At 68.4% G+C, this 22,645-nt stretch carries 25 protein-coding genes and 1 tRNA gene; 5 read left to right on the top strand and 21 right to left on the bottom strand.

What is annotated here, in order from left to right; genetic code table 11:
- Nucleotides 1-220 precede the first annotated feature (220 nt).
- Nucleotides 221-547, top strand: a complete 327-nt coding sequence (locus C7453_RS01920) for a hypothetical protein (RefSeq protein ID WP_170222014.1) — start codon at nucleotides 221-223, stop codon at nucleotides 545-547.
- Between the two features lie 85 nt (nucleotides 548-632).
- Here the strand turns inward: C7453_RS01920 and C7453_RS01925 are convergent, their stop codons facing one another.
- The 9 genes from C7453_RS01925 to C7453_RS19225 all read right to left on the bottom strand — a co-directional run bounded on the left by C7453_RS01925 (nucleotide 633) and on the right by C7453_RS19225 (nucleotide 5,954).
- A complete protein-coding gene (locus tag C7453_RS01925) occupies nucleotides 633-884 on the bottom strand; it encodes a DUF2171 domain-containing protein (RefSeq protein WP_114725507.1) in 252 nt (83 codons plus the stop codon).
- A 173-nt stretch (nucleotides 885-1,057) separates the two neighbouring features.
- Nucleotides 1,058-1,133, bottom strand: a tRNA-Phe gene (locus C7453_RS01930).
- A 59-nt stretch (nucleotides 1,134-1,192) separates the two neighbouring features.
- On the bottom strand, nucleotides 1,193-1,423 hold the full coding sequence (locus C7453_RS01935; protein WP_371858465.1) for a DNA gyrase inhibitor YacG: 231 nt from the start codon (nucleotides 1,421-1,423) through the stop codon (nucleotides 1,193-1,195).
- Entirely contained in the window at nucleotides 1,416-2,531 is a 1,116-nt protein-coding gene (locus C7453_RS01940; protein WP_114725508.1) for a ribonuclease E/G, read from the bottom strand. The genes C7453_RS01935 and C7453_RS01940 overlap by 8 nt, the downstream gene beginning before the upstream one ends.
- Complete coding sequence (locus tag C7453_RS01945) at nucleotides 2,528-3,139, bottom strand: Maf family protein (RefSeq protein WP_114725509.1); 612 nt, start codon at nucleotides 3,137-3,139, stop codon at nucleotides 2,528-2,530. Before C7453_RS01945 ends, C7453_RS01940 begins: the two co-directional genes overlap by 4 nt.
- Nucleotides 3,140-3,150: 11 nt before the next feature.
- A complete protein-coding gene (gene infA, locus C7453_RS01950) occupies nucleotides 3,151-3,369 on the bottom strand; it encodes a translation initiation factor IF-1 (RefSeq protein ID WP_003622234.1) in 219 nt (72 codons plus the stop codon).
- Nucleotides 3,370-3,511: 142 nt separating this feature from the next.
- Nucleotides 3,512-4,825: a histidinol dehydrogenase gene (gene hisD / locus C7453_RS01955; RefSeq protein ID WP_114725510.1), complete on the bottom strand. Its 1,314-nt coding sequence runs from the start codon at nucleotides 4,823-4,825 to the stop codon at nucleotides 3,512-3,514.
- Nucleotides 4,822-5,532 carry an ATP phosphoribosyltransferase gene (gene hisG / locus C7453_RS01960; RefSeq protein WP_114725511.1) on the bottom strand — a complete coding sequence of 237 codons (711 nt, stop codon included), beginning with the start codon at nucleotides 5,530-5,532 and terminating at the stop codon, nucleotides 4,822-4,824. Before hisG ends, hisD begins: the two co-directional genes overlap by 4 nt.
- A gap of 287 nt (nucleotides 5,533-5,819) precedes the next feature.
- The gene (locus C7453_RS19225) at nucleotides 5,820-5,954 is read right to left on the bottom strand and encodes a hypervirulence associated TUDOR domain-containing protein (RefSeq protein WP_245948698.1); all 135 of its coding nucleotides are present in this window, start codon (nucleotides 5,952-5,954) and stop codon (nucleotides 5,820-5,822) included.
- Nucleotides 5,955-5,958: 4 nt separating this feature from the next.
- On the opposite strand from C7453_RS19225, the gene C7453_RS01970 reads away from it, so the two are divergent.
- Entirely contained in the window at nucleotides 5,959-6,651 is a 693-nt protein-coding gene (locus tag C7453_RS01970) for a DUF488 domain-containing protein (RefSeq protein ID WP_245948700.1), read from the top strand.
- A gap of 115 nt (nucleotides 6,652-6,766) precedes the next feature.
- Here C7453_RS01970 and murA read toward each other — a convergent pair whose 3' ends face one another.
- The 5 genes from murA to C7453_RS01995 all read right to left on the bottom strand — a co-directional run bounded on the left by murA (nucleotide 6,767) and on the right by C7453_RS01995 (nucleotide 10,400).
- A complete protein-coding gene (murA, locus tag C7453_RS01975; protein WP_114725514.1) occupies nucleotides 6,767-8,029 on the bottom strand; it encodes a UDP-N-acetylglucosamine 1-carboxyvinyltransferase in 1,263 nt (420 codons plus the stop codon).
- A gap of 10 nt (nucleotides 8,030-8,039) precedes the next feature.
- Nucleotides 8,040-8,594 carry a dCTP deaminase gene (gene dcd, locus C7453_RS01980; protein WP_114725515.1) on the bottom strand — a complete coding sequence of 185 codons (555 nt, stop codon included), beginning with the start codon at nucleotides 8,592-8,594 and terminating at the stop codon, nucleotides 8,040-8,042.
- Nucleotides 8,595-8,674: 80 nt separating this feature from the next.
- On the bottom strand, nucleotides 8,675-8,869 hold the full coding sequence (locus tag C7453_RS01985) for a hypothetical protein (RefSeq protein ID WP_114725517.1): 195 nt from the start codon (nucleotides 8,867-8,869) through the stop codon (nucleotides 8,675-8,677).
- Nucleotides 8,870-8,902: 33 nt separating this feature from the next.
- Nucleotides 8,903-9,142 carry a hypothetical protein gene (locus tag C7453_RS01990; protein WP_114725519.1) on the bottom strand — a complete coding sequence of 80 codons (240 nt, stop codon included), beginning with the start codon at nucleotides 9,140-9,142 and terminating at the stop codon, nucleotides 8,903-8,905.
- Nucleotides 9,132-10,400, bottom strand: coding sequence for a glycosyltransferase family 4 protein (locus C7453_RS01995; protein WP_114725521.1), 1,269 nt, complete (start codon nucleotides 10,398-10,400; stop codon nucleotides 9,132-9,134). Before C7453_RS01995 ends, C7453_RS01990 begins: the two co-directional genes overlap by 11 nt.
- Nucleotides 10,401-10,789: 389 nt before the next feature.
- Here C7453_RS01995 and C7453_RS02000 point away from each other — a divergent pair, with 389 nt between their 5' ends.
- The 3 genes from C7453_RS02000 to infC all read left to right on the top strand — a co-directional run bounded on the left by C7453_RS02000 (nucleotide 10,790) and on the right by infC (nucleotide 14,767).
- Nucleotides 10,790-11,692, top strand: a complete 903-nt coding sequence (locus tag C7453_RS02000; RefSeq protein WP_114725523.1) for a glycosyltransferase family 9 protein — start codon at nucleotides 10,790-10,792, stop codon at nucleotides 11,690-11,692.
- 41 nt (nucleotides 11,693-11,733) lie between these two features.
- Nucleotides 11,734-13,665, top strand: coding sequence for a threonine--tRNA ligase (gene thrS, locus C7453_RS02005; protein ID WP_114725525.1), 1,932 nt, complete (start codon nucleotides 11,734-11,736; stop codon nucleotides 13,663-13,665).
- A gap of 580 nt (nucleotides 13,666-14,245) precedes the next feature.
- Nucleotides 14,246-14,767 carry a translation initiation factor IF-3 gene (infC, locus tag C7453_RS02010; protein ID WP_114725527.1) on the top strand — a complete coding sequence of 174 codons (522 nt, stop codon included), beginning with the start codon at nucleotides 14,246-14,248 and terminating at the stop codon, nucleotides 14,765-14,767.
- Nucleotides 14,768-14,820: 53 nt separating this feature from the next.
- Here the strand turns inward: infC and C7453_RS02015 are convergent, their stop codons facing one another.
- From C7453_RS02015 to hrpB, 7 genes are all read right to left on the bottom strand, one after another.
- Complete coding sequence (locus C7453_RS02015; RefSeq protein ID WP_114725528.1) at nucleotides 14,821-15,324, bottom strand: YaiI/YqxD family protein; 504 nt, start codon at nucleotides 15,322-15,324, stop codon at nucleotides 14,821-14,823.
- 10 nt (nucleotides 15,325-15,334) lie between these two features.
- Nucleotides 15,335-16,078: an SIMPL domain-containing protein gene (locus tag C7453_RS02020; RefSeq protein ID WP_114725530.1), complete on the bottom strand. Its 744-nt coding sequence runs from the start codon at nucleotides 16,076-16,078 to the stop codon at nucleotides 15,335-15,337.
- A complete protein-coding gene (locus C7453_RS02025; RefSeq protein ID WP_114726011.1) occupies nucleotides 16,075-16,404 on the bottom strand; it encodes a hypothetical protein in 330 nt (109 codons plus the stop codon). Before C7453_RS02025 ends, C7453_RS02020 begins: the two co-directional genes overlap by 4 nt.
- Before the next feature lie 20 nt (nucleotides 16,405-16,424).
- Nucleotides 16,425-17,969, bottom strand: a complete 1,545-nt coding sequence (locus tag C7453_RS02030; RefSeq protein ID WP_114725532.1) for a sensor histidine kinase — start codon at nucleotides 17,967-17,969, stop codon at nucleotides 16,425-16,427.
- Nucleotides 17,970-18,095: 126 nt separating this feature from the next.
- The gene (locus C7453_RS02035; RefSeq protein ID WP_114725534.1) at nucleotides 18,096-18,776 is read right to left on the bottom strand and encodes a winged helix-turn-helix domain-containing protein; all 681 of its coding nucleotides are present in this window, start codon (nucleotides 18,774-18,776) and stop codon (nucleotides 18,096-18,098) included.
- Nucleotides 18,777-18,887: 111 nt separating this feature from the next.
- Nucleotides 18,888-20,009, bottom strand: coding sequence for a S1C family serine protease (locus C7453_RS02040; protein WP_174787932.1), 1,122 nt, complete (start codon nucleotides 20,007-20,009; stop codon nucleotides 18,888-18,890).
- 75 nt (nucleotides 20,010-20,084) lie between these two features.
- Nucleotides 20,085-22,643, bottom strand: a complete 2,559-nt coding sequence (hrpB, locus tag C7453_RS02045) for an ATP-dependent helicase HrpB (RefSeq protein WP_114725538.1) — start codon at nucleotides 22,641-22,643, stop codon at nucleotides 20,085-20,087.
- Nucleotides 22,644-22,645: the final 2 nt, after the last annotated feature.

Genomic DNA, 22,645 nt, shown 5'->3' on the forward strand with positions numbered 1-22,645 from the left:
ACCGCGCCTGTCCGCTCGATGCCTCTTCTCAGGACCAGAGACACATCATGGAATGCTTCTGCGGTACAAAGGACTGCAAAAAAGCAATCGTGGTCCGGAACCGCGGTGATACGTGGTTTCAAGTGCCGCGTGAGATATGCATATCACGATCATATCTGCAAAACGTCTGGTAACCCGAAGGGGGCGGTGTGGGCGGTCTCTGCTTTTTTCTGGGATAACGGTGGAAAAAGCCGGGATCGGCCCGGATACGAGGCGATGTATTCCGCGCCGCGAAGGGGGGCTGGAGACGCCAGTCGTGATCCTGCTCAGTGAAATCCTCTTGACCGGCTGCGCGGTGGTCCGTCCTTTACCCCAGGACAGGCCCATGAAGGAGAAATGCATGTTTTTGTTTGGGATCGGTGCGATGGTCTCCGCAGTCCTGTTCGGCCTGTGGTTGTGGATCGACGACAAGGCCGCGACCGAGGAAAGCCCGAAAGGTAGCCGCGACGCTCAGGAAGCGGATGCCGAATTCGAACGGACGATGAAAGACATCGAAGACGGAAAATAGGGAACGCACGTTTCGTACGCTCCCTGGCCGGGCATAGCCGCACCAGATGCCATGATATGGTATGGTGCCGAGGGATCGCCGGCTCTCAGGTCGTGTTCTCGCCGGCCGGAAGATCCTGATCGAAGAGCGTGCATGCGGTTGCCGCCGGGCAATCGAGATGCACCTGATCGGTGATTTTAACGATATGGCTTGTGGGCAGATAATGCGTGTCCCCGTCTGTCGGCGTGTCTTCTAGCAGCAGGCGCGTTGCGCCCTCCACGCTGCGAACTTTGCCAACCGGATGGCCATCGGCACCGACGACGGACATGCCGGCGTGAATATCGGATAGCGCGATCATGGGCCTCTGCTCCTTGTTTCGCCGTAAGGCAGAAACAACGACGCGGCACGTAGAAGGATGCCCCTGCGATCCGTTCTTTCATGCGCAGAGCATACCGTGCCGCCATGGATGCGCCGCGTGCGACAGAGGACCTGAAGCTATAATACTCTGATTATATTATGATTTTATGGAAATGGTGCCCAAGGGCGGAATCGAACCACCGACACTGCGATTTTCAGTCGCATGCTCTACCAACTGAGCTACTTGGGCACCGGGCCGTGACCGGCGCGGGCGGTGCGATCGGGATCGTGCCGCCGTGGGGGTGTGATCTATCCCACCTCTTCGTCGGGATCAACCCGTCTCGGATCGTTTTCGTCGAAGTTTTGTCCGCCGCCGTTCTGGTCGGGCACGCGGTAGCTTTCCGTGAACCAGCGGCCCAGGTCGATGTCGCTGCATCGCTTTGAGCAGAAAGGGCGAAATGCCGTCTCACCCGGCCGGCCGCAGATCGGGCAGGGGGGCAGGCGTGCGGGCATCGAAGCCGGAATGTTGGGATCAGCCATGGTCGAGCGTCCAGCTCAGAGGGGACAGGGACGGGTCCAGCCGCCAGGCGGGCTGGTGCCCGGACAGTTGGGCCGCATCGGCGACGGCACCGGGATCGTGGTCCAGCGCGCGGGCCAGATCGGCGCCCACGCGCAGGCCGGGTGCCCTGCCCGGCTGGCCGGTGACCTGGCGCGACCAGGTATCGAGCATTCGCAGCATCCGGCCCGGCGCGTCGGCAAGCAACGCATGCAGCGGCGGGCGGATGCGCGGGCGCATGATTTCGGCCAGGCCAAGGGCGCTGAAGCCGAGGAAGCGCGGGCGCAGAGGGTCCCGTGCCAGAGCGGCCTCGATCGTCTCATGCAGGGCCGGGCGCTTGCGGATGGCCAGCCCTGCGACGTCGATCACGATCGCGCCGGAAAGGTTGCGCAGGCGGATCTGGTGCAGCAGGGCCGGCAGGGCGTCGCGATTGGCGGCGAACTGCGCCGTCTGCTTGGTGCGCCGGTCGCTGCTGGCGGTGCCGCCATCCATGTCGATGGCAACCAGCGCCGGGGTGGGCGTGATGGTGGCCCGCATGCCTCCCGGCAGCACGATTGAGGGTTCGGCCAGCGCCGCGCAGGCGGCCTCGGTCTCGGCGTCGAAGGCATGGCGTTCGCGCTGCATCCGTGGGCGAAGCCCGGCGGGCAGGCGGGCCGCCAGGGCGGCATCGTCGATGAGGATCGGCGCGTCGGGCCACGCGGTGGCCAGAGCTTCCAGCGGCGTCGGGCCGCGTGCCAGCAAAGTGGGCGGGCCGGCGAGGCTTTGGCCTTCTGGCAGGGAGAGGCCGGTGGCGGTCAGGCGCGCGCCCTTGCCGTCCTGCGGGGCGCGTACGATCCGTACCAGTACCGGGTCGCCCTCGGCCAGCGGGCCGGGGGCTGCCGAGTCGGGCAGGAAGCCGGACGTGCCGTCGGCAAGGTCGATGAAAGTGCCGCCCATGGCCGTCAGCCGTGCGCCGGCGCGGCCGCGATGCAGGTCGCCCACGCCGTCGGGCCAGCCCGGTCGCCACAGGGCATAGTCGCGCAGGCCGGCGCCGTCGGTGACCGCGATGCGGATCTCGCCCGGCGCGCTGGCGGCGAGGATCCGCGCCGTCACGGCAGCCAGGCCCCCTTCTGGCCGCGCAGCAACTGCGCGACCTCGAACAGCGGCAGGCCGATCACGGCGGAAGGCGAGCCCGATACGAAGCGGATATGCGACGCCGCATGGCCTTGCAGGGCATAGCCTCCGGCCTTGCCCTCCCAGTCGCCGGCATCGAGCAGCGCCTCGATCTGCTGGTCCGTCAGCCGGGCGAAGGTGACGGTGCTGACGACCGTGCGTTCGCTGGCCCGTCCTTCGGCCCACGCGGCGGTCGGGCGCAGGGCGATGGCGGTCAGCACGCTGTGGCGCCGGCCGGACAGCAGGGAGAGGCAGCGTCGCGCCGTATCGCGGTCCTCGGCTTTGGGCAGGATGCGCCGGCCCAGCGCGACCACCGTATCGGCGCCCAGCACCAGGGCGGGTTCGTCGAGCATCGCCGCGACATGCGCCGCCTTTTCCCGCGCCAGACGTTCGGCGTAGGGACGGGGCAATTCGCCAGCGTGGGGCTGTTCGTCGAGGTCGGCGGCGACGATCCGCCGGGGCACCAGTCCGATCTGCGCCAGCAGGTCGCGCCGGCGAGGCGAGGCGGAAGCCAGGATCAGCCCTGGTTCCGTGGCACTGTCGGACACAGGATTGTGCCTTACTTGAAGCGGAACGTGATGCGACCCTTGGAGAGATCGTACGGGGTCATTTCGACGTTCACCCGGTCGCCGGCCAGCACGCGGATGCGGTTCTTGCGCATCTTGCCGCTGGTGTGGGCCAGGATCATGTGCTCGTTATCGAGCTTCACGCGGAACATGGCATTGGGCAGCAGTTCGGTGACCGTACCGCTGAATTCGATCATGTCTTCTTTCGACATTGTATCCTTCGATCGTGCTGGTTGGCCGGCGTCGGGCCGGAAATAAGGAAGCAGGCATGGTCGCTGGACTGCCCTATCGGGGCGGTCCAGCGGCCGGGCGGATGAAATGCAGGCGGATATGTGCGGTCTGTCGGGGCCGCGGTCAAGCTTTGTCCGTGTCCGAGCGTTGCGCGTCCAGCCGGGCCGACACGCTCAGGGCGTGCGCGTCCAGCCCTTCGGCCCGTGCCAGGGCCACTGCCGACGGGCCGATCCGCAGCAGCGCATCCGGCCCCGCACCGATGAACGTGGTGCGCTTGAGGAAGTCGAACACCGACAGGCCGGACGCGAAACGCGCCGTCCGGCTGGTGGGCAGCACATGGTTGGGGCCGCCCACGTAATCGCCGATCGCCTCGGCGCACTGGTAGCCCAGGAACACCGCGCCGGCATGGCGCACGCGCGCGAACAGTGCCTCGGGCTCGGCCAGCAGCAGTTCCAGATGCTCGGGTGCGATCTCGTTGATCAGCGACGCCGCCTCGTCCAGATCGCGCACAAGGATGATGGCACCATGCGTCGCCCAGCTTGCCCCGGCGATGGCGGCGCGCGGCAGGGTGCGCAGTTCGGCCTCGACCGCCGCCGCCACCCGGTCGGCCAGCGCGGCGTCGGCGGTGATCAGGATCGACTGGGCCAGCGCGTCATGCTCGGCCTGTGCCAGCAGGTCCAGCGCCACGATACGCGCATCGGCGCCCGCATCGGCCACCACCACCACCTCGGACGGGCCGGCGATGCTGTCGATGCCCACTCGGCCGAAGACCTGGCGCTTGGCCTCGGCCACATAGGCATTGCCGGGCCCGACCACGCGATCTACCGGCTGGATGGTGGCGGTGCCGTAGGCCAGTGCCCCCACGGCCTGCGCCCCGCCGACCCGATAGATTTCACTGACGCCGGCCCGGCGGGCGGCGGCCAACACCAGCGGGTTCAGCACGCCGTCGGGCGTCGGCACGCACATGGCCAGCCGCTCGACGCCTGCCACCCGCGCCGGCACCGCATTCATCAGCACCGAGGAGGGATAGGCCGCCGTGCCGCCGGGCACATACAGCCCCACCGCGTCCAGCGGCGTCCAGCGCATGCCCAGTTCAACCCCATCGGCATCGGTATAGCGCAGGTCGGCGGGTAACTGGGCGCGATGGAAGGATTCGATCCGTGTTGCGGCCACGTCCAGCGCACCCAGCAGGTCGGGCGGGACCTGGGCACAGGCCGCCTCGATCTCGGCCTCGGTCACCCGCAGCCGGTCGGGCGTGATCGCCATGCGGTCGAACCGCTCGGTATAGGCGCACAGGGCCGTATCGCCGTCGGCCCGCACCCTGGCCAGGATCTCCGTGACAGGGGCGTCGACGCGGGCGGTGTCGCCCTCGCGGTCGGCCAGCAGGCGGGTGAAACTGGCGCGGAAATCGGGCTGTGTGCTGTCGAGGCGTTTCATGCGGGCAGGGTCTCGGCGGTGGTGGGCGTGGCCAGTGCCTGGCGGAAGCGCGCGATCAGCGCGCCGATCCGTTCCGGCTGGGTCTTCAGCGCCGTGCGATTGACGATCAGCCGGCTGGTGACGGTGGCGATCGTCTCGGTTTCCTCCAGCCCGTTGGCGCGCAGGGTGGACCCGGTATCGACCAGATCGACGATCAGGTGCGACAGGTCCAGCACCGGGGCCAGTTCCATCGCGCCATGCAGATGCACGATATCGGCATTGATGCCGCGCGCCGCGAAATGGCGGCGGGTGATGGCCGGATATTTGGTGGCCACCCGCACGCGCGACCAGCGGGCAGGGTTGTCGCCCTCGCCCTGGCCCTTGGGGCGGGCGACGGAAATGCGACAGGCGCCGATGCGCAGGTCCAGCGGCGCGTAGATTTCGGGATAATCGAATTCCATCAGCACGTCGGCACCGCAGATGCCCAGTTGCGCCCCGCCGAAGGCCACGAAGGTCGCGACATCGAACGAGCGCACGCGCACCACGTCCAGCGTCGGATCGTCGGTGGGGAAACGCAGGCGGCGGCTGCCTTCGTCCAGGCAATCGGGGGCCGGCAGGATGCCCGCGCCGGCCAGCAGCGGGGCCGCGGCCTTCAGGATGCGGCCCTTGGGCAGGGCGAGGACCAGCTTCGTGTCCTGGGTCGTCGTGTCCCGAACTGTGGCGGTCATGCGAACTCCGGCTGCAGGCGTGCGCCCCCTGCGGTGGCGGTTGGGCCGCCAGGGCCGCATCCAGGCGCCAGGAACGCTGCGACCTAACACATTCCGGCCCCCGACAGGAAGGGCTACCCGCCCGGCGGTCGTCAGGGGGCGGCGGGGCCACGAAGGGGGCGCTTATACGATCCCGGCTGCGACACCGATGCCGAGTTGCCGGTCTCGACCGGACCAAAGCAGGCCGGAGGATTTGCACCCCTACCTGATGAAGAGCCCCGATGAAGAGTGATGTCGGCTTCCGGCGCCTATTCCATCCTGACCAGGGCGGCACCCTTGTGAAACGCGATATGCCCTGTTTTCAGGCTTTCGATTTCATATTGCGGCTCCTGTGAAGTCGCGTGATGCTGATAGCCGTTGACGAGGAACGGGGCGGTATGCACGGCCGTGATCCGTCCGCTGACATGGCCGGCTTCCGAGTTCCATGACACGATCTCGCCGATCCCGAATGTCCGTGCGCGCATGAGAAAGTCCACCTCTGTCATGACGAAGGAAGGGAATTCCGAAAACCGGGCACCGGCTTCATTTTACACGATCGGGCACTCGACGCATCCGCTGGAGGATTTCATCGCCCTCCTGCGTCATTACGGCGTGACCATGGTCGCGGATATCAGGGCCTTCCCCTATTCCCGGCGCAATCGTGACTATGACGGCGCGCGCCTGTTACCCGAGCTTGCAGCGCAGGGCATCGGCTATGCGCATATTCCCCCGCTCGGCGGCCGCCGCCCGCGTTCTAAGACGGTGCCGCCTGAAGTCAATGCGTTCTGGCGCGTCCAGAGTTTTCACAATTACGCCGATCATGCGCTCGGCGAAGACTTTCACGGCGGCCTCGAAACCCTGATCGACATGGGCAGGCAGGCCACGGTGGCCATCATGTGCGCCGAAATTCTCTGGTGGCGCTGCCATCGGCGGATCGTCACCGACTACCTTCTCGCCGATGGCCTGAAGGTCTTGCACATTCTGTCCATGACCGATGCAACGCCGGCAGGTCTGACGCCGGCGGCGGTCGTGGCGGCGGGTCCTTCGATCACCTACCCGCTGCCATCGGCACGTCAGCGAGATACCGGCGACGAATCCTGACGACGGGTTCATGCGTCGGGAACGGCGCCTTCCTGAACAGGAGCATGGAAACCGGTTGGTTCAGGGGACCTCGTACCGCAAACACGCACCGTCACGTGCGTGGGGTAAAGGCCGCTTAATCCTTCACCCGCTCAATCTGCGCCCCGCATTGTGCCAGCTTCCGTTCCACCGCCTCATATCCGCGATCGAGGTGATAGACCCGGCTCAGGATGGTTTCGCCATGCGCCGCCAGCCCGGCCAGGATCAGCGAGAAGGAGGCCCGCAGGTCGGTCGCCATGACGGGCGCCCCCGACAGCGAATGCACGCCACGGATGATGGCCGAAGACCCATGAACATTGATGCGTGCGCCCATGCGGTTGAGTTCCGGCACATGCATGAAGCGGTTTTCGAAGATGGTCTCCGTGACCATCGAGGCTCCTTCGGCGACCGACAGCATCGCCATGAACTGGGCCTGCATGTCGGTGGGGAAGCCGGGATAGGGCTCGGTCATGATGTCCACGCCGCGCAGCGCCCCGGTACGGCGGACGCGCAGGGCGTCGTCCTCCTGGAACACTTCGACGCCGGCTTCCTCCAGCGTGCGGACCACGGCACCCAGATGGTCGGCGCGGCCACCGATCAGGCGCAGTTCGCCGCCGGTGATGGCGGCAGCGCAGGCATAGGTGCCGCATTCGATACGGTCGGGCATCACGCTGTGCGTGGTGCCGTGCAGGGCTTCGACGCCTTCGATCGTCAGCGTGCCGGAGCCCGAGCCGGTGATGCGCGCGCCCATGCTGTTGAGGCAGGCTACGAGGTCGGCGATTTCCGGTTCGCGTGCCGCGTTGATGATCTCGGTACGCCCGCGCGCCAGGCAGGACGCCATCAGCAGGTTCTCGGTGGCACCGACCGAGGCGAAGGGCAGGACGATGCGATCGCCGACCAGCCCGCGCGGGGCGCGCGCGTTGATGTAGCCGCCTTCCAGCGAGATCTCGGCACCCAGCGCCTCCAGCCCCTTCAGGTGCATGTCCACCGGGCGGGTGCCGATGGCGCAGCCGCCGGGCAGGGATACACGGGCCTCACCGCAGCGGGCCAGCAGCGGGCCCAGCACCAGGATCGAGGCGCGCATCTGCGACACGATGTCGTAGGGCGCGACCGTGTTGGTGATGTTGCCGCCGATTGCCAGCGTGCCGCCGTCGCCTTCGATGTCCTCGACCGTGACGCCGTGCTGTTCCAGCAGGCGGCGCATGGTCGTGATGTCGGCGATGCGCGGTACGTTGCGCAGCACCAGCCGCTCCGACGTCAGCAGGCCCGCGACCAGCAGCTTCAGCGCCGCGTTCTTGGCGCCGCCGATGACGATGTCGCCGCGCAGCCGGTGGCCGCCGTGAATGATGAAACGGTCCATGGCGGGTGTCCTACATTCGGGGGGTGGCGACGCCGCGCTGGCCCATATATTTGCCCGCGCGGTCGGCATAGCTGACCTCGCAGGGCGACGCGCCCTGGAAGAACAGGAACTGGCAGATGCCTTCATTGGCGTAGATGCGCGCAGGCAGCGGGGTGGTGTTGCTGATCTCGATCGTCACCTGGCCTTCCCATTCGGGCTCCAGCGGCGTGACGTTCACGATGATGCCGCAGCGGGCGTAGGTCGACTTGCCCAGGCAGACCACCAGCGTATCGCGCGGAATACGGAAATATTCGACCGTGTGCGCCAGCGCGAAGCTGTTGGGCGGGATGATGCAGGTCGGCCCCGTGCGGGTGACGAAGCTGTTGGACGCGAAATCTTTGGGGTCGACAAGAGCGTTATCGACATCGGTGAAGATCTTGAATTCCTCGGCCACCCGCGCGTCGTAGCCGTAGGACGACAGGCCGTAGGAGATCACGCCCTCGCGCTTCTGCTGTTCCACGAAGGGTTCGATCATCCCGCCCTCCTGGGCCATGCGTCGAATCCAGCTATCGGGCATAATGGGCATGTGCGGTCCCTTGCGTCGCGTGGGGCGAATGTCTTCTCGTCTCTGCGCAGACCACTAGCGAAGGCCGGGCCTGATCGCAATCAACTCCCGCTGTCCGTGGTCCCGGCGGCGGGGGTGGGCGTCGTCTCGTCGCCGGTGCTGTCGGCGCGGGCGCGGGATTGCTGCTTGCGGCGGCGCAGGTTGGCCCGCAGGGCCGCGGCCTCGCGCGCCAGGCGCTCCTGCCGCGCGATCTCGGCCTTCTGGACCTTGGTCAGGGGGGGAGGGGAGTCGGTCATGACAATAGCCCGTATGCGGAAAGAGCGGAAAGATCAGCGGTTGCGGCTCGTCCGCAGAAGAACCAGCGACGCCGCCATCAGCAGCGCGCCGGCGATATCCAGCCCCAGGATGGGCCATCCCCGGCCAAACAGCGGCCAGTGCCATTGCGCCTGGCCGAATTCCAGCAGGATGCTGGCACCGAAGCAGAACAGGGCGGCACTCTGGGCCCATAAAACCAGACGCGGCGTGGGGGGCTTGCGCGGCGGGGTGGTGCGGAACGAATCATTGGACATCGGTATGAAGGATCGCTTCCTGTAAAGGGGCCGGGTCCTGAAGCGTGTCTCCGGCGGGCTGGGCATTCTGCCAGGCGAACCAGTCGGCCAGGCTGGACCCCAGGATTTCGTCATAGACCGCCAGCGTCGCCCGCTGCATGGCTTCGGTCGTGTAGTGGGCCAGCACATGGGCGCGGGCGGTGGCGCCCAGGGCCATGGCTTCGTCGGGCGTCAGGCGCAGCAGGGTGCCGATCGCCGCCGCCAGCGCGTCGGGGTCGCCGGGGGGGACCAGAAGGCCGGTCTGCCCGTCCGCCACGGTTTCCATCGCCGCGCCGTGTGCCGTCACCACGACCGGGCGGCCCATGGCCTGGGCCTCGACCACCACTCGGCCGAACGGCTCCGGCTCCAGCGAGGGCACGACCACCACGTCCGCCATCGCCAGCGCCGCCGGCATGTCGGTGCAGTGGCCGGCGAAGAACACCCGCCCGCGCAGGGCCGGATGGGCCTGCGCCATCTGTTTCAGGCTGTCGCCGAACCGGTCGCGCCGCCGGCCGGGGCCGACGAAGACGCAGACCCAGGGGCGATCGCCGCCGCCGCCCTGGGCCTCCAGCCGCGTCAACGCATCCAGCAGCAGGGCCTGACCCTTCCAGCGGGTGAGGCGCCCCGGCAGCATGATGATCGCGGCATCTTCGGGCAGCCCCCATTGATCGGCCAGTGCCTGGATGCGGGGGCCACGTACTACGGCAGGGTCGAAACGCGCCGTATCGGCACCGCGCGGGATCACGCGCAATCGGTCCGGCCCCACCCGATAATCGCGGGTCAGGCGCCGGGCGATGAAGGCGCTGATGGCGATCACCCGCTGGCCGGAGGCCATGACGGCGTTATAGCGCCGCTTGCCCGGTATGTTCTCGCGATAGACGCCGTGCCAGGTGGTCACCAGCGGCACGCCGGTCAGCCGGCAGGCCAGCGCCGCCGACCAGCCCGGCGCGCGCGAACGCGCATGCACCAGATGCACGCCGCGGGCGCGGATTTCCTGCGCCAGCCGGCGGGCGTTCAGCAGGATCGAAACCGGATTTTTGGCCCGTAGGTCCAGAGGAACATGGATGCTGCCACCATAGGTCAGGCGCGGCAGCATGCGGCCGCCCGCGCAGGCCGCCAGTGCCACGCCCCCGGCCTGCGTGATCGCCTGTGCCATGTCGATCGTGCCCTGTTCGATTCCGCCGGCATCGAGCGCGGGCAGAACCTGAAGGATGACAGGGCGGGCGACAGGCATGTCCATGGATACCTGTCTAGCATGAATGGACCGGCCGCGCATCGGCCGGCGGCCAGGCCTTGGCGCAATTTATCACGATTACGTGATATGTGATCGTGTAACATCGACATCCGGATCGGGCTTGGGTATAGAGATGGTCAAGGGGCCGAAGCGCCTCCAAGAAGACAGAAGAACAAGAAGAATCAAGAAGACACGGAAACCTTCATGAAGAAGGGCGAGCGATAGCTGCCGTCCCTTTTCCCGGTGCCGCCCTGCCTGTGACCGACCTGTGTCGGAGTCCAGGGGCGGCACCGGGCTATACCTGTTTTTCCTGATTATTCTCTTCCTCAGGTCTTGGTGCACAGGGTGCACCCGGTGCTGTTTGCATCCGGGGCGTTCTGGACTATCCAGAGCCGATGAAGCGCGTTCTCGTGATCAAGCTTGGGGCGCTGGGCGACCTCGTCCTGGCCTTCGCGCCTTTTGCGGCCATTCGCGCCCGCTATCCCGATGCCTACATCACGCTCATGACAACAGCGCCCTTCGCGGCGCTGATGGAGACAGCCCCGTGGTTCGACCACGTGGTGGTGGATTCCCGGCCCGCCTGGCGGGACCTGCGCGGCCTGATGCGCCTGCGTCGGCAGATGGCGGGATTCGACGCGGTGTACGACCTCCAGACCTCCGGCCGGTCCTCGCGCTATTTCCGGCTGGCTGGACGCCCGCGCTGGTCGGGCATCGCGACGGGGGCCTGCTGGCCGCATGACAACCCGCAGCGCGATTTCATGCACACCCGCGCCCGCCAGCGCGACCAGTTGCGCCGGGCCGGCATTGATGATGTGCCAGATCCCGACCTGTCCTGGCTCGCCGATGGAGGCCCGATGGTACCGGGGCCATATGCCTTGCTGGTGCCGGGGGCTGCGCCGCACCGGCCCGCCAAGCGCTGGCCCGCCGAACGGTTCGGCGCACTGGCCCGCCTGCTGGCGGCACGCGGGCTGACGCCGGTCATTGTCGGCACGGCGGGCGAAGCCGATCTGGCGGCGATCATCCGCGCCGCCTGCCCTGAGGCGGTGGACCTGACCGGCCGCACCAGCCTGCCTGAACTGGCCGGGCTGGCCGGCCGCGCGACGCTGGCGGTGGGCAACGATACCGGGCCGATGCATCTGGCCGCCGCCATGGGCTGCCCCTGCACCGTACTGTTCTCGCGCGACAGCGACCCGGCGCGTACGGCGCCGCAGGGCCGCGCGCCGGGGCAGGTACGGGTGCTGCGGGTTGACGATCTGGCGCTTCTGGGTGTGGAGAGGGTTGCGGCCTCGGTCGCCTGACGCCATTACAGGCTCTTCCTGTTTATCGGAGCATCGACATCATGCCTGCCATCACCCTGCCTGACGGATCCGTTCGCCATTTCGACGGGCCGGTGACGGGGACGACGGTGGCGGCGTCCATCGGGCCCGGCCTGGCCCGTGCCGCGCTGGCGATGGTGGTCGACGGCAAGGAATTGGACCTGTCGCGCGAAATCGCGCACGACGCCTCGGTGCGCTTCATCACCCGCAAGGACGATGCGGCCCTGGAGATGATCCGCCACGACGCCGCCCATGTGCTGGCCGAGGCGGTGCAGTCGCTGTGGCCGGGCACCCAGGTCACGATCGGCCCGTCGATCGAAAATGGCTTCTATTACGATTTCTATCGCAACGAGCCCTTCTCGCCGGAGGATTTCGCGGCCATCGAGGCCCGCATGCGCGAGATCATCGCGGCCAACGCCCCTTTCGCGCGCGAGGAATGGCCGCGTGAAGAGGCGATCCGCTTCTTCGAGAACAAGGGCGAGCGCTTCAAGGCCGAACTGATCCGCGACCTGCCGGAGAGCGAGACGATCTCGATCTACCGCCAGGGCGAGTGGCTGGATCTGTGCCGGGGCCCGCATATGCGCGGCACCGGCGATATCGGCACCGCCTTCAAGCTGATGAAAGTGGCCGGCGCCTATTGGCGCGGCGACCACCGCAACCCGATGCTGACCCGCATCTACGGCACCGCCTGGCGCGACCAGAAGGAACTGGACGCCCACCTGCACCGGCTGGAGGAAGCCGAGCGCCGCGACCATCGCCGCATCGGCCGTGAGATGGACCTGTTCCATATCCAGGAAGAGGCCGTGGGCTCGATCTTCTGGCACGCGAAGGGCTGGCGGATCTACACCGCGTTGCAGGACTATATGCGCCGCGCCCAGATCCGTGGCGGGTATGAGGAAGTCCGCACCCCGCAACTCGTCGACCGCGCGCTGTGGGAGGCTTCGGGCCACTGGGATAAATATCGCGAGCACATGTTCATCGCGACGGTGGAGGACGAGGACAAGACCCTCGCCCTCAAGCCGATGAACTGCCCGTGCCACGTGCAGATCTTCCGCCACGGCCTGCGCTCGTATCGCGAACTGCCGCTGCGCATGGCCGAATTCGGCGCCTGCCACCGCTACGAGCCCTCGGGCGCGCTGCACGGCATCATGCGCGTGCGCTCCTTCACGCAGGACGACGCGCACATCTTCTGCACCGACGACCAGATCGCCGCCGAGACCGCGCGCTTCGTGCGCATGCTGGCCGAAGTCTATGCCGATCTGGGCTTCGAGAGCTTCCGCGTGAAGTTCGCCGACCGTCCGGAGCAGCGGGCCGGCACCGACGAGACCTGGGACAAGGCCGAGGGCGCGTTGATCGAGGCCTGTCGCCTGGCCGGCGTGGAGTATGAATACAACCCCGGCGAGGGCGCCTTCTACGGTCCGAAGCTGGAGTTCGTGCTGCGCGATGCCATCGGCCGCGACTGGCAGTGCGGCACCTTGCAGGTCGATTACGTGCTGCCCGAACGGCTGGACGCCAGCTATGTCGGCGAGGACAGCGCCCGCCATCGCCCGGTGATGCTGCACCGGGCCATCCTGGGTTCGTTCGAACGCTTCCTGGGTATCCTGATCGAGCAATATGCCGGCCGGTTCCCGCTGTGGCTGGCGCCGGTGCAGGTGGTGGTAGCCTCGATCGTCACCGATGCCGCGCCCTATGCCGATCAGGTCGCCGCCGAACTGCGCGCGGCGGGCCTGACGGTCGAGACCGATACGCGCAGCGACAAGATCAACGCCAAGATCCGCGAGCACAGCCTGGCGCGGGTGCCGGTGATCCTGGTCGTGGGTCGCAAGGAGGCCGAAGAAGGCACGGTGGCCATGCGCCGCCTCGGCGGCGCGGCCCAGGAGGTCCTGTCGCTGGACGCGGCGGTGGAAAGCCTGGCGGAGGAAGCCCTCCCCCCCGACCTGCGCCGCAAAGCCTGATTGTAAATGCGCGCTGGTGGCGATCCGGCGCGCGTTTCCTGCGCTCCGATGCTCACGGCCCATAAGGCCGCTCCGCTTCGGTGCTCGGAAACCCACGACGGGCGCGGCCCTTCGGGCCGCTCTCGCTCACCAGCCCCCATTTCCAATCAGGCTTTCGGGCGTGACCGGGGCATGAATGCGCGGTGCTAGTGGCGATCCGGCCGGCATTTCGTGCCCTGCGGATCGCCATCGCAGCATCGTTTCCTGTCTCGGCGGGGCCATGACCTGCTGCATTCAGGGGGCAACAGCGAGGCATCTGCTGCCGGTGCATGGCTGAATCGAACGGTCATGCGACGAGAATGCTTGATCTGGATAGCCTGTTTGGGTCAATAACGGCCAGTCCGGAAAGCCATCGCGCCGTTCCGGCCCTATAGCTGGAACAGGCCCTGGGGATGGAAACCGCCCAGGGCGCGGGATGCGGCCACGCTTCATCCCACAGACGCGGGCGCGACAGGCGAACGCGCCGGTCCTGGTGGGCTCGGGCGACAGAATGCCCCGGACATGAAGACAAATACAGGAGCCGACCATAGCCAGACCTCCGATGCCCACTCCGCCTAACCGCGAGGGCCCCCGTGTCAATGAGGAAATCCGCGTTCCGCAGGTGCGTCTGATCGACGCGGAGGGCGAGATGCTCGGCGTCATGCCCACGCGCGATGCCCTGGCACGGGCTTATGCCGTTGGCCTCGATCTGCTGGAAATCAGCCCGAACGCCGAACCGCCGGTCGCCAAGATCCTCGACTACGGCAAGTTCAAGTACGAGCAGCAGAAGAAGCGGAACGAGGCCCGCAAGAAGCAGAAGGTCATCGAGATCAAGGAGGTCAAGGTCCGGCCGAACATCGATGAGAACGACTATCAGGTGAAGATGCGCGCCATGAAGTCGTTCATCGGCGAGGGCGACAAGGTCAAGGTGACGCTGCGTTTCCGTGGTCGCGAGATGGCCCACCAGGACCTCGGCATCAAGGTGCTGGAGCGTATCCGCACCGAAATGGACGAACAGGCGAAGGTCGAGCAGATGCCCAAGCTCGAAAACCGCCAGATGATCATGGTGCTCTCGCCCCGCTGAGCGGGACGGCACTCTGAGCAGAAAAAAGCCCGGACGGCTCGTCCGGGCTTTTTTTATGGCGTGTCGGCGTCCGGCGGCAGTCTCCATTGGGGCCGCACGGTAGCCGCGCCGCCCTTCCTGGCCCGGACCACTGCGGTATCCAGCGCCGAGAGGAAGGTCGAGCGATCGGCACGGGTAAAACCGCGCCCGCCTTGCATGATCGCCCCGGTGGAGCGCAGATCCTCCATCAGGTTGCGCATGGCCAGCGCCATGCCGATCGCGTCCGCGTCCAGCACCCGGCCGCGCGGGTCCAGCACGCAGGCCCCGCTCGCCACGCATCGCGCCGCCAGCGGAATATCGGCCGAGATCACGATATCCTGCGCGCCGGCCTGCTCGGCGATCCAGTCATCGGCGACATCCATCCCCTGGGTCACCACCACCCGCTCGATCAGGGGAGAGGACGGAATCGCGATCATCCGGTTCGACACCACGTACGTGTGCAGCCCATGGCGCAGCGCCACGCGGTAGGTCTCGTCGCGGACGGGGCAAGCGTCGGCGTCTATGAAGATCCGGGTCAGAACGCCCCCCTCACGGCGTCAGCACGAATGTGGCCGACGCGCTGGCCGAGACATCCTGCTGTTCGGCCGGCGCGCCGGGCGCCACGGGCGCCGAAGCGGCGCGGGCCATCATCATCATCGGCATCGGGCGCGGCATGCCCCGGTCGGAGAGCGAGATCGAGCGGATCGAGGCGACTTTCAGCCCCAGCACTTTGGCGGCCGCTTCGGCCCGCTGCCGCGCATCGGTCAGGGCGGCGGCCTCGGCCTGGCGCATCAGGCTCTGGCGCAGGTCGGCCGACAGCGACCAGTCGAGGCCGCTGAGGGCCAGCCCCTTGGCCTGAAGCTGGCCGACCAGCGTCAGCAGTGCCGCGCCGTCGGCGCCCGTCAGGCGGATGGTCTGGCGGGCCGTCCAGGCCGGGGCTTTGCCGCCGTCGTTATGATCGGCCGAATAATTCTCGGTCACGGTCGTGAAGTTGCCGGCCTTGCCGGCGTCGATGGCCGTGTTGGCCAGGGTATTCACATGCGCCTGGGCCGCGGCGGCGCTGGCGGCGCTGGCCTCGGCGAACAGGGTGGCCGTCAGCTGGTCGGGCGCGGCATGGACGGTGCCGGTGCCCGACAGGGTCAGCGCGGTGCCGGCCGGGGCGTGGCGGGGGAGCATTTCCGGCATGCCCGGCCCCTGGTCGGGCGGCATGTCCTGGGCGGAGGCGGCGAGCGGCACGAGGGTCGCGGCGGTCAGGGCGCAGGCCCCAAGAGCAAGGCAACGGAACGCGGTCATGAATGCGTATCTTCCTTCAGCGCCATCAGGGCGCGGCGCAGTTGAACGATTCCCGAACGGACTTTCCCTTCCTGACACAGATGCGTGCCCTGGGCGCGCAGATCGTCGACATCGTGCCGCAGGGGCGGTCCATAGGCGTCGATGGCGGCGGCCAGTCGGTTGCAGAAGGCGCGGCTGTCACTGGTGACGACGACCGGATGGCTGGGCTGCGCCGCCTCATGGTCACCTGCTGTCATTGAGGCTTCCATGTCCGGTGGGGGAGCCTGGCCGCACAGGCAGAGGCTCATGACCGCCAGCGCCGTGATCGCAAGGGGCTGTGAATTCATGAAATCGAGCCTAGGGTTCGTCATGTGTCACCCTCATGGGGCGATCGTGAAGTCTCCGTTACCCGAGCCGGAGCCGGGGTTGGGGCGGCGTTTCGCCGGGGCAGTCGGCCGGCCCGCGGGGCTTCGCGCGGCACCGGCATCACCATCCGTACCGCCAGCCCCGGCTGGCGCGGATACAGGCGCAGCGTGCCGCCATGCAACTGCACGATCGCCTGCACCAGCGACAGGCCCAGCCCGGCGCCGGGCGTGTTGCGCGCGGCTTCGGCGCGGAAGAACCGTTCCGAGGCGCGGGCAAGGTCGGCTTCGTTCATGCCGATCCCTTCGTCTGTGACGGCGATCGAGACCACATCGCGGGTCGGCGTGGCCAGGGCCAGGCCGGGCAGGGCAGGGCCCAGGGCGGCAGCCAGGGTCACGGTGCCGCCTTCAGGGGAGAATTTGATGGCATTGTCCAGCAGGTTGGCCACCGCCTGCTGCATCATCGCCCGGTCGCCGTAAAAGGGCACGCTGGGTGGCAGGCGCAACACCAGATGGATCTGGCGCTCTTCGGCCACGGCTTCGTACAGGTCGCCGATATCGGCCAGCAGCGGCACCAGGTCGAACGGCGCGAAGGCCGACCGGCGGGACCCGGCCTCGATCTGCGCGATGCGCAGCAGGGCCTCGAACACCGAAGTGACATTGTCCAGGTCGCCCACCGCGCGTTCCACGGCCGTGCGCAACTCCCCGGTGTCGCGGGCGTGCAGGGCGGCATCCTCAAGCTGGGTGCGGGCACGGGTAATGGGCGTGCGCAGGTCATGGGCGATGGCGTTGGAAACCTGCCGCACGCCGTCCATCAGGCGCACGATGCGGTCCAGCATCTCGTTGATCGCCTCGGCTACCTGGTCCAGCTCGTCGCCATTGCCGACCAGCGGCATGCGGCGTGACAGGTCGCCATGCGCGATGGCCTGCGTCGTCTGCGCCACCGACTTGATCATGCGCCGGAACATGCTGTGTACCAGCGCGGCACCGCTGATCGCCAGCAGCGTGACCATCATCCACGCCCACAGCAGCGAGTCCGTCAGCAACCTGCGCAGCACCGCGCGGGCGCGGATATCGCGCCCCACCAGCAGGCGAAAGCCGCCGGGCAGGTTGAAGGCATGGATCTGCGCGGTGTCACGCATGCCCGCACGCGTGACCTCCAGCGAATACCACCGGTCGTTGCGCACCACCTGGGCCGGCCATTCCGACAGGTTCCCGGCCAAGCGGTGGCCTGTCGGGTCCACCATCAGGTAGATCGCGTCGTCATCCAGATTCTGTTCCAGCCGGTCGTCGATCGTCAGCGCCAGCGTCGGCAGGCCGCCTTCGGTCCAGCGCTGGCTCAGGGCCCGGGCGTCGGCATTGATCGCGGTTTCCACCTGCCGTTCCAGAAAGCCGATGGTGCCCCACCAGATGAACGACATGAACAGGATCGACGACAGGGCAAACAGCAGCCCGTAGCCCAGCGAGAAGCGCAGGCCCGCCGAACGTGGCAGCCGGAAGCGCCGCCGCCGTTCTCCGTCGCCCGGAAATGTCTGCCCAGTAGACGACATGACGGGTCGCGCGACCCCGCCCCTAGCGTCCGCCGGTCCCGGACCGGAGCGATCCGGCGCGTGCGGCGGTTCTCCGGGCGGGGGGGGGCGGTGCGGGGCGTTGATATACATGTGCCTTGTCCTGCCTCAGTCCGCGCGCAGCATGTAGCCGGCGTTGCGGATGGTATGGATCAGCGGCGAATCGAAGGGCTTGTCCACCTTCTGGCGCAGGCGCGAGACATGGACGTCGATCACGTTGGTCTGCGGGTCGAAATGATAGTCCCACACGCCTTCCAGCAGCATGGTGCGGGTCACGACCTGGCCGGCATGGCGCATCAGATATTCCAGCAGCCTGAATTCGCGCGGCTGGAGGTCGATCCGCTGGCCGTTGCGCCGTACGCTGCGCGACAGCAGGTCGATTTCCAGGTCCGCCACGTTCAGGCGCGTCTGGGGCGCGTTCTCGTTGCGGCCGCGCCGCGACAGCGCCTCGACCCGCGCCAGCAATTCGCTGAAGGCGAAGGGCTTGGTCACGTAATCGTCGCCGCCCGCCTTCAGGCCCTGCACACGGTCGTCCACATCGGCCAGTGCCGACAGCAGCAGGACCGGGGTGGTGTTGTTCTGGGCGCGGATCGTCTCCAGCAGCCGCAGCCCGTCGATGCCGCCCGGCAGCATGCGGTCCAGGATGATCAGGTCGAAATTCTCGCTGACCGCCAGGAACAGCCCGTCCTTGCCGTTATCCACCGGCTCGACCAGGTGCCCGGCCTCGCGCAGGCCCTTGGCGACGAAATTGCGTACGGTCGGATCATCCTCGACGACCAGGATATGCATGTCGGTCCCGCTCCGCTCTGGCTTCGCATCGGCACGGTCGAAGCATGCTTCTCCGCACCAAACGAAGACCTTACCCGCCCTGCGGGGGGCTGGCCAGTGCGACGGAGGTTGCTAGTCGTCCATGTCTGCCGGGCGATGGGCGACAATCACGGGCACCGTCAGTTCGGTACCGTGTCGGAGGATGCGGACCTGCACGGTCGATCCGGGCCGTTCCGCCGCCACCGCGCGGATCAGGGTGCGGGCGCTGTCCACCGGTTCCTCGCCCACGGTCAGCACGATATCGCCGGTCCGCAGCTTCGCCTTCGCCGCCGGGCCGCCCCGGTCGATATCGGTGATGCGCACGCCGGCATGGCCCTCGCCATCGGCCAGAGTCACGCCCAGCCAGCCGCGATCGATATGTCCGCTGCGACGCAGTTCGGCGACGATGGGGGCTACGATTTCCGAGGGAATGCCGAAGCCGATGCCGACCGAGCCGCCTGTTGGCGAAACGATGGCGGTATTCAGCGCCACCACCTGCCCGCCGAGATTGAAGGACGGCCCCCCCGAATTGCCGGGATTGATCGGGGCGTCGAGTTGCAGGAAATCGTCGAACGGGCTGGCCCCGATATCGCGCCCGCGCGCCGAAACGATGCCCGCCGTAACCGAGGAGCCCAGCCCGAACGGATTGCCCGCCGCCATCACCCAGTCGCCCACATTCACCTGCCGGCTGTCGCCCCAGGTGACGAATGGCAGCGGATGCGGCGCCTGGATGGTGATGACCGCGATATCGGTCAGGTCGTCGCTGCCCACCAGCCGGGCCGGGTATTCCGTGCCGTCGGAAAGCGAGACGGTGATGCGGTCGGCCTCGCCCACCACATGGGTATTGGTCACGATCACGCCGCTCGGGTCGATGATGAAGCCCGATCCGGCCCCCAGCATTTCCTCGCCGCGCGAGCGCATCCGGTCGCGGAACCGGTGTTCGAAGGGCGTGCCCTTCACGCCCGGCGGCACCGGCTGATGCTTGCCCGGATTATCCGCGTCCTGCGTCACGGCGATGTTGACGACCGCCGGCACCACCTTGCGCACCAGCGGCGCGAAGGTCAGCGGCCCGGAGGTCACGATCGCCGGTACCGGTGGCGCGAACAGCGCCGTATCGTCGGCCCGTGCGGGTGCGGCCCATGACGGGCACAGCACCAGCGCGGCGGCGAATGCGGGCGGGGCGAGAAGGAAGGGCCGGCTTGCCGTCCGCCGCATGGGCTGGGAATCCTGGTCAGGGCGCATGGTCGGCGCGTTGCAACATCGCCACGTTACCTCAGGATGACCTCGCCGTCATGTCCGTGCAGGCCGTCGCGATCCGGTCGATGGGGCGGCCTCGGCCGGGTTCTCGGGCCAGTCGTGCCGTGGGTAGCGGCCGCGCATGTCGCGGCGCATGTCCGCCCAGCCGCCGGTCCAGAAACCCGCAAGGTCGGCCGTGATGGCCTGCGGCCGTCCGGCCGGCGACAGCAGCGCGATCTGCAATTTCACCTGCCCGTCGGCCAGGCGCGGCGTCGCGCGCAGCCCGTAGAAGGTCTGCGCCCGCGCCGAGGCCGTCGGCACCGGCTGGGTATAGTCGATCGGCACCCGCCCGCCGGGTAGGTCCAGCGCCGTGGGCAAGGCCCGGTCCAGCCAGGTCAGGCGCGGATGGTCCAGTCGCGCCCGCAGCATCGTCAGCACATCCAGCGCCGCGACCTCCGACAGGCGGCTCAGTCCGCCCAGCCACGGCGCCAGCCAGCTTGCCGCTTCCGCCGCCAGTGCTGTGTCCGACAGATCGGGCAGATCCTCATGGCCCGGCAGGGCGCGCGCCAGCATCACGCGGGCCTGGAACTGCCGGGCGGCCGGCGTCCAGCCCAGCGTGGTGTCCAGCCGGTCGGCCGCCTGACGCAGCAGCAGGTCCGCCACCTCGTCGGCCGCCGCCGTCACCGTGCGGTCGCGTAGCACCAGCGCCCCCAGCCGCAGGCGGCGCCGCGCCAGCACCGATCCGGTCACCGGGTCCAGCGTCGTTTCCACCTGCTCGGTGGCGCGGCGGCGGATGGTCTCGGGCAGATTGTCCGGGTCCAGCTTCGCGGCCAGCCGGATTTCCGCCGCCGTGCGCACATGCAGCGTGGCCACCGCCAGCAGGCCGGCATCCGCCAGCTTGTCCGCACGCCCCAGCTTCGCCCCGCCGCCGCCAGACAGGCGGAAACTGCCGGCCTCCCCCCGTCGCTGGGCGATACGGTCGGGGAAGGCGGCGGCCAGCAGCGCCGCCGCGTCGCCCTGGGCGGCGACGGTACCGCGCAACCCCAGCCGCCGGCGATACTGGTTGGCCGCCTGACGGATGCGCACCAGCGCGCCGCGATCGGCATCCGCATGGTCGCCGCCGGCGATCAGGTCCAGCCGCAGGGCGATATCGGCGGGCGGCACGGCGGGGGCGCCCCCTCTGCCGCCCGGCGCGGGGCGGGCGCGCAACGGGTCGCGCTCTTCCAGCAACGCGGCCAGATCGGCGGCCAGCGCGGCCTCGCTCGCATCGCGCGCCGACAGCATCATCGCCGCCAGACGCGGATGCGCGCCCAGTGCGGCCATCCGTTCGCCTTCCGGGGTGACGCGCGCATCCTCATCCATTGCCCCCAGCGCGGCCAGCAGGGTGCGTGCGGCCTCGAACGCCCCATTGGGCGGGGCATCGGGCAGGGGCAACTGCTCGGGCGGCGTGCCCATGGCGGCCTGCCACGCGGCGGTGTCCAGTCGCAGGCCGGTCAGCTCGGCGTCCAGAATCTCCGGCCGGTCATGCGGGGCCATGCCGCGCCCGGTGGCCTCGCTCCACAGACGGATTCCTACCCCCGGCGCCTCGCGCCCCGCGCGGCCGGCGCGCTGGGTGGCGGCGGCGCGCGAGATGCGCACCGTGTCCAGCCGCGTCAGGCCGGTGCCGGGGTCCAGGCGCGGGCTGCGCCGCCATCCGCCATCCACCACCACCTGCACGCCCGGTACGGTCAGCGAGGTCTCGGCGATCGAAGTCGCCAGGATCACCCGTCGTGCGGTCCCCGGCCGGGGACGCAGCACGCGGTCCTGCTCGCCCGGCGGCATCTCGCCATACAGGGGCAGGATCTCGGCCGGCGCCCCCGCCAGCGCGGTCTGGGTGCGGCGGATCTCCCCCACACCGGGCAGGAAGGCCAGGATATCGCCCTCATGCTCGGCCAGCGCGGCGCGAATGGCGCGTGCCATGGCATCGGGCAGGTCGCGCAGATGGGTGATGTCGCGCGGTGCGTGATGGATCGTGACCGGAAAGGCCCGGCCGGCGCTTTCGATCAGATTGGCGCCCATCAGCGCGGACAGGGCGGCGCCGTCCATGGTGGCCGACATCGCCACCAGCCGCAGGTCCGGCCGCAGGCTGCGCTGGGTATCCAGGCAGAAGGCGAGCGCCGCGTCGGCATCCAGCGAGCGTTCGTGGATTTCGTCCAGAATCACGCAGGCCACGCCGTCCAGCGTCGGGTCGGACAGCAGGCGCCGCACCATCAGCCCCTCGGTCACCACCTCGATCCGCGTGCGGTCCGAAACGGCGGATTCCAGCCGCGTGCGGTAGCCCACGAGGCCACCGGCTTCCTCGCCGATCAGCGCCGCCATGCGCTGTGCCGCCGCACGGGCGGCTAGCCGGCGCGGCTCCAGCATCACGATCCGCCCGTCGTCGCGCCAGGGGGCATCCAGCAGCGCCAGCGGCACGGTGGTGGTCTTGCCCGCGCCGGGCGGGGCCACCAGCACGGCCGAAGGGGTTTCCATCAGGCTGGCGCACAGATCGGGCAGGATCGCGCTTACCGGCAACTCGGCCGGAATCGAAACCCTGGGATGGGCGGGGCTTTGCAGGGCGGGATCGAATTCCATAT

The organism is Gluconacetobacter liquefaciens (genome assembly GCF_003350405.1).
In the GTDB taxonomy this organism is placed as follows: domain Bacteria; phylum Pseudomonadota; class Alphaproteobacteria; order Acetobacterales; family Acetobacteraceae; genus Gluconacetobacter; species Gluconacetobacter liquefaciens.

Coding starts and splice junctions, on each gene's coding strand:
- C7453_RS01925 (WP_114725507.1), bottom strand. CDS start 884: ATGATCGCGCTATCCGATATTCACGCCGGCATGTCCGTCGTCGGTGCC.
- C7453_RS01935 (WP_371858465.1), bottom strand. CDS start 1,423: ATGGCTGATCCCAACATTCCGGCTTCGATGCCCGCACGCCTGCCCCCC.
- infA (WP_003622234.1), bottom strand. CDS start 3,369: ATGTCGAAAGAAGACATGATCGAATTCAGCGGTACGGTCACCGAACTG.
- hisD (WP_114725510.1), bottom strand. CDS start 4,825: ATGAAACGCCTCGACAGCACACAGCCCGATTTCCGCGCCAGTTTCACC.
- hisG (WP_114725511.1), bottom strand. CDS start 5,532: ATGACCGCCACAGTTCGGGACACGACGACCCAGGACACGAAGCTGGTC.
- murA (WP_114725514.1), bottom strand. CDS start 8,029: ATGGACCGTTTCATCATTCACGGCGGCCACCGGCTGCGCGGCGACATC.
- dcd (WP_114725515.1), bottom strand. CDS start 8,594: ATGCCCATTATGCCCGATAGCTGGATTCGACGCATGGCCCAGGAGGGC.
- C7453_RS01985 (WP_114725517.1), bottom strand. CDS start 8,869: ATGACCGACTCCCCTCCCCCCCTGACCAAGGTCCAGAAGGCCGAGATC.
- C7453_RS01990 (WP_114725519.1), bottom strand. CDS start 9,142: ATGTCCAATGATTCGTTCCGCACCACCCCGCCGCGCAAGCCCCCCACG.
- C7453_RS01995 (WP_114725521.1), bottom strand. CDS start 10,400: ATGGACATGCCTGTCGCCCGCCCTGTCATCCTTCAGGTTCTGCCCGCG.
- C7453_RS02000 (WP_114725523.1), top strand. CDS start 10,790: ATGAAGCGCGTTCTCGTGATCAAGCTTGGGGCGCTGGGCGACCTCGTC.
- thrS (WP_114725525.1), top strand. CDS start 11,734: ATGCCTGCCATCACCCTGCCTGACGGATCCGTTCGCCATTTCGACGGG.
- infC (WP_114725527.1), top strand. CDS start 14,246: ATGCCCACTCCGCCTAACCGCGAGGGCCCCCGTGTCAATGAGGAAATC.
- C7453_RS02020 (WP_114725530.1), bottom strand. CDS start 16,078: ATGACCGCGTTCCGTTGCCTTGCTCTTGGGGCCTGCGCCCTGACCGCC.
- C7453_RS02025 (WP_114726011.1), bottom strand. CDS start 16,404: ATGAATTCACAGCCCCTTGCGATCACGGCGCTGGCGGTCATGAGCCTC.
- C7453_RS02030 (WP_114725532.1), bottom strand. CDS start 17,969: ATGTCGTCTACTGGGCAGACATTTCCGGGCGACGGAGAACGGCGGCGG.
- C7453_RS02035 (WP_114725534.1), bottom strand. CDS start 18,776: ATGCATATCCTGGTCGTCGAGGATGATCCGACCGTACGCAATTTCGTC.
- C7453_RS02040 (WP_174787932.1), bottom strand. CDS start 20,009: ATGCGGCGGACGGCAAGCCGGCCCTTCCTTCTCGCCCCGCCCGCATTC.
- hrpB (WP_114725538.1), bottom strand. CDS start 22,643: ATGGAATTCGATCCCGCCCTGCAAAGCCCCGCCCATCCCAGGGTTTCG.